The sequence below is a fragment of the Poseidonibacter sp. genome (assembly GCF_041821165.1).
Classification (GTDB): Bacteria; Campylobacterota; Campylobacteria; order Campylobacterales; family Arcobacteraceae; genus Poseidonibacter.
Genome location: NZ_JBGUES010000127.1, coordinates 1 through 4,050 on the forward strand (window position 1 = coordinate 1; position 4,050 = coordinate 4,050).

Sequence of the window (4,050 nt, forward strand, 5' to 3'; positions counted from 1 at the left end):
TCTTAAATCTACACTTTTTAGATATTCTTTTGTTTCTTCTTTAAATAATAAAGGAAATTGTTTATTTTTTAACTTTTCTAATTTTAATATTAAGCTATCATTTTTACTTGGGCCTACATATCTAGAAATTTCATCTTTAATGCTATGGTCATAAAGATAAAATTTATACTGTATTTCTATATGTTGATAAAGCTTTCTTTTTTTATTATAAAGAATAAAATCAATCTCTCCTAAAGTAAGTTTATTATGAATAATTTGCTTATTTTTTAAAACTTTTTCATGATTAGGTGATTGTTGAATAATTGCATCAAAAAAATACTCTACTCTTTTTCCTAAAGGAATATTTTCAAGATTTTCATTGATATCAATTTGAAGATTATCAATATTTATATCATCACATACATCTTCTAAGTCAAATAACTCAAGCTCATAAAAACTATTTTTAAATAAAGATGCTGTTTTACAGAAGTTTTCAAATTGATTATATATTAAAGAATCTATTATTTACTCTTTTATATAAGAACGTACTTACAATTATAATCATCATCCATTAGTATATTAATTGCTGATTTATGAAATACATCTTTATAAGATACAGCATATCTAAAGTCAGCATTTCTTTCTTCTATATCATTTGATTTAAGATATTTAATTGCAGAACGATAAAATTCCATTATATCTTCTTCTTTGATTGATTTTGATTCAGAACTATTTTCGCATTTAACCAAAAGTGTTTTATCATCTTTATAGCAAAGTAAATCTATAATTTGCTCATTATTTGTATTTTCTGATTTATTAGATATTACTTTATAACCTAGGTCTTCGTATTTTTTTACTGTACGTAATTCTAAAGTTAAGCCATTTTTTTCATTCTCTTCATTTTTATTTCTTCTGTTTTTACTATCTTTCATATTTATGAATTTTTTAAATAATAAAATTAAAATAATTATTGGTATTAAATGCCAGATTTGTGATAGTGAACTAAATATTATATCGCCAAAATTACCCATTGTAATGTCTCATTCTTATTCCTTATTAACTTTTGATTTCCATTATATACTTATATTGCATAAAAGAAGTATTTAAAAACAGATAAATTTATTACCACCAAGTAATAAAGAATCTTTCAAAGATAACTTCACCTTTTTGCTCTTTTTTTAGCCAAACAAGAGGAGAAGCTTTTATCTTTAGAAAAAACTCTATTTCTTCTAGTGCTTCATCATAGTTTTTCCATTTATTGTTTGTGTTAGGTTTTGTAAGCCAATCATATCTATGAGGTAAAAAGAATTCATAATTTTTAAACTCTTCTTGTTCTAAAAACTTTTCAAAAGAAAGATAAAAACCTATAACAGTTGCATTATTTATTAAAGGTAGTGTTTTTCCAATCAAATGCAAAGGTAAAAAAATATTAGCTTTATAACAAACTTTTTGATTTATATTATCTAAATCAATATCTTTTATATACTCTTTTGTTTGTTCTTTAAAAAGCAAGGGAAATTGTTTGTTTTTTAATTTATTTAATTTTAAAACTAAGGTATCACTTCTATTTGGTCCTATATATCTATCTAACTCTTTAGAAAATCTATCGTCATAAACATAGAACTTATATACAAGTTCAACATGAGTATACATTTTTTCTTTTAAATCATAAATTATAAAATCAAGTTCACCTAAGGTATTTTTATTATTAATTATTTGGATGTTTTTAGAAATTACGTTGTAACGAAGTGAATTATCTATTAAGCTTTCAAAGAATATTTCTACTCTTTTACCAAGTGGTAGTTGAATTTTTATATCTATACTATTTGAATCAAAAGAATCTATATCTATTGACTCAAGTTCAAATATATCTAAATCATAAAAAGAATCTTCAAATAAAGATTGAGTATTATAAAAGCCTTTTATTTGATGTTTTAATCTTTCTTTAGAAGATATATTATCAAGCATAAAACTTATTTATTCTTAGCTTTATTAATATCTGCTGTGTATTTATAAACCATATAATGGAACATTTTTGTGTTTTTATTTTTTTGAAAGAAAGCATACATTTCAAGTAATCTAAAAAACATTTTAAAAAATGCTGTAAATGGAACTAAATATGTTCCAAGTGTAGAATATAATCTATTAGGATAATATTTGTCCATTTCTTCTTTTAAATCTTTTAATACTAAACTTTCTTCTTGTAAAGTTTCTCTATCTTGTGATGAAATAACACGTACTGCAATTAAAAGATTAACAACAAACATTAATGCATTTAAATTCCATCCAATAATACAAATATCTAAATAACTCATATTTTCTCCATTTTTTTCTCATGGAATTATATCAAATTAGTTTTGATATAATTTTAAAAAACTAATAAATGGATAAATATGGCCTTTAATGGATTTAAAAAAGAAGGAATAAAATTCCTTGAAGATTTAAAACAAAATAATACAAAAGTTTGGTTTGAAAATAACCGACATATATGGGAAGAAAATATTTTAAGACCAAATATTGATTTTGTTGAAGAGATGGGTGAAACACTACAAATACTTGTTCCAACAATTAAAGCAAAACCAAAAGTATCAGGTTCATTATTTAAAATATATAAAGATACAAGATTTTCAAAAGATAAAACTCCTATGAAAGATAAAATAGGAATACTTTTTTGGCAAGGTCAATCGCATAGAATGCAAAGTTCTAGTTTTTATATCTTCTACGATATTAATCAGTATTTTATAGCAACTGGAATTAGAAATTTTAAGCCACCATTACTTAAGGCTTATAGAGAATATATTAAAAATGAATCTAAAAGAATTGAGCTTCATAATATTATAGAAGAGTTAAAAAGTAAAGGTTATGATTTTCCTGAACCTAAATTTAAAAGATTCCCTTTAGGTTTTAATAAAGATGATAAGTATGCTTATTTAAGTCTTTATAATGCAATGTATTCATATAAAACATTTAAATTAGATGAACTCTTTTTTACTGAAGATATTGTAGATAAGGCATTTAATATCTATCAAGATATGTATGATTTACAACAATGGGTTTATGAATTAACATTAAGCGTTGAAGAAGAATAATTTTAAATAATTATTCTAAACAACGCTCCTTTGTATATTTCTTCATCAAAACAATACTCTACATTTTCAACTTCTATTTTACCTTCCATATGTTTTACAATAATTTCTCTTGTCATAAATAATCCAATTCCAGTACCTTGAGATTGGTGTTTTGTTGTAAAATATGGTTCAAATATTTTATCAATAACTTCACTTGGAATTCCACCTGCATTATCTTTGATTTCAATAACTGCATTATCGTTTTGTTTATAGATTGAAATATGAATAATTTTTCTTTTTTCTTTTATCATTTCATTTGATAAAATTGCATCTTTTGCATTATTTATTATATTTAGAAGTACTTGCATAAATTCATTATTATAACTTCTAATCTCAATTTCATCTTTATAATCTTTAATAACTTCAATATTATTACCAGCAAAACTCATATCAATTAAATTTAGAGTTTTATTCGTATTCTCATTTATATTAAAGTTTATTTTTTGCTTATCTCTTTCAAAAAAGTTTTTAAAATCATCAATAGTTTGAGATAGATAAACTGTCGTATCAGTGATTGTTTTTAAAGAATCAACTAATATTTCATCACTTAAAGTTCCAAACTCTTTTTGTAATGAAATTCCACTAGAACAAGTAGAAATCATACTTAAAGGTTGTCTCCATTGATGTGCAATATTTTCAAGCATTTCACCCATTGCAGCCATTTTTGATTGTTGGATTAGAAGTTTTTCTTTTTTCTCATTCTCTTCTTCGTACTCTTTATATCTAGTTTTATTATAAATATTTGAAACAACTCCTACTATTTTATTGTCAATTGAATAGTATGGTTCAAAGTGGATATTAAAAAAATGAGTTTCATTATTGATTTCTAAATATGAATCATAATCTATACATTCACCATTTAAAGCTCTATCAAATTTCTCTTTAGCAACATCATAAAAATACTCTTCACCTAAAATTTCAATCATACTTTTACCAATAATTG

General features: G+C 23.2%; 6 protein-coding genes. 1 reads left to right on the forward strand and 5 read right to left on the reverse strand.

Annotated elements, in window-relative coordinates; translation table 11 throughout:
- The 4 genes from ACERKK_RS09625 to ACERKK_RS09640 form a co-directional block, all read right to left on the reverse strand.
- Positions 1 to 504 (reverse strand): DUF1853 family protein (locus tag ACERKK_RS09625; RefSeq protein ID WP_373772880.1); only part of this gene is annotated, 504 nt, incomplete at its 3' end.
- An 8-nt stretch (positions 505 to 512) separates the two neighbouring features.
- Positions 513 to 1,010, reverse strand: coding sequence for a hypothetical protein (locus tag ACERKK_RS09630; RefSeq protein WP_373772872.1), 498 nt, complete (start codon positions 1,008 to 1,010; stop codon positions 513 to 515).
- A gap of 91 nt (positions 1,011 to 1,101) precedes the next feature.
- Positions 1,102 to 1,947, reverse strand: coding sequence for a DUF1853 family protein (locus ACERKK_RS09635; protein ID WP_373772873.1), 846 nt, complete (start codon positions 1,945 to 1,947; stop codon positions 1,102 to 1,104).
- A 5-nt stretch (positions 1,948 to 1,952) separates the two neighbouring features.
- Positions 1,953 to 2,294 (reverse strand): hypothetical protein, encoded by a 342-nt coding sequence (locus ACERKK_RS09640; RefSeq protein ID WP_373772874.1) that lies wholly within the window; start codon positions 2,292 to 2,294, stop codon positions 1,953 to 1,955.
- A gap of 78 nt (positions 2,295 to 2,372) precedes the next feature.
- On the opposite strand from ACERKK_RS09640, the gene ACERKK_RS09645 reads away from it, so the two are divergent.
- Positions 2,373 to 3,068, forward strand: coding sequence for a TIGR02453 family protein (locus tag ACERKK_RS09645; RefSeq protein WP_373772875.1), 696 nt, complete (start codon positions 2,373 to 2,375; stop codon positions 3,066 to 3,068).
- Positions 3,069 to 3,070: 2 nt separating this feature from the next.
- Here ACERKK_RS09645 and ACERKK_RS09650 read toward each other — a convergent pair.
- The coding region (locus ACERKK_RS09650) for a sensor histidine kinase (protein WP_373772876.1) at positions 3,071 to 4,050 on the reverse strand (980 nt) is incomplete at its 5' end.

Coding starts and splice junctions, on each gene's coding strand:
- ACERKK_RS09630 (WP_373772872.1), bottom strand. CDS start 1,010: ATGGGTAATTTTGGCGATATAATATTTAGTTCACTATCACAAATCTGG.
- ACERKK_RS09635 (WP_373772873.1), bottom strand. CDS start 1,947: ATGCTTGATAATATATCTTCTAAAGAAAGATTAAAACATCAAATAAAA.
- ACERKK_RS09640 (WP_373772874.1), bottom strand. CDS start 2,294: ATGAGTTATTTAGATATTTGTATTATTGGATGGAATTTAAATGCATTA.
- ACERKK_RS09645 (WP_373772875.1), top strand. CDS start 2,373: ATGGCCTTTAATGGATTTAAAAAAGAAGGAATAAAATTCCTTGAAGAT.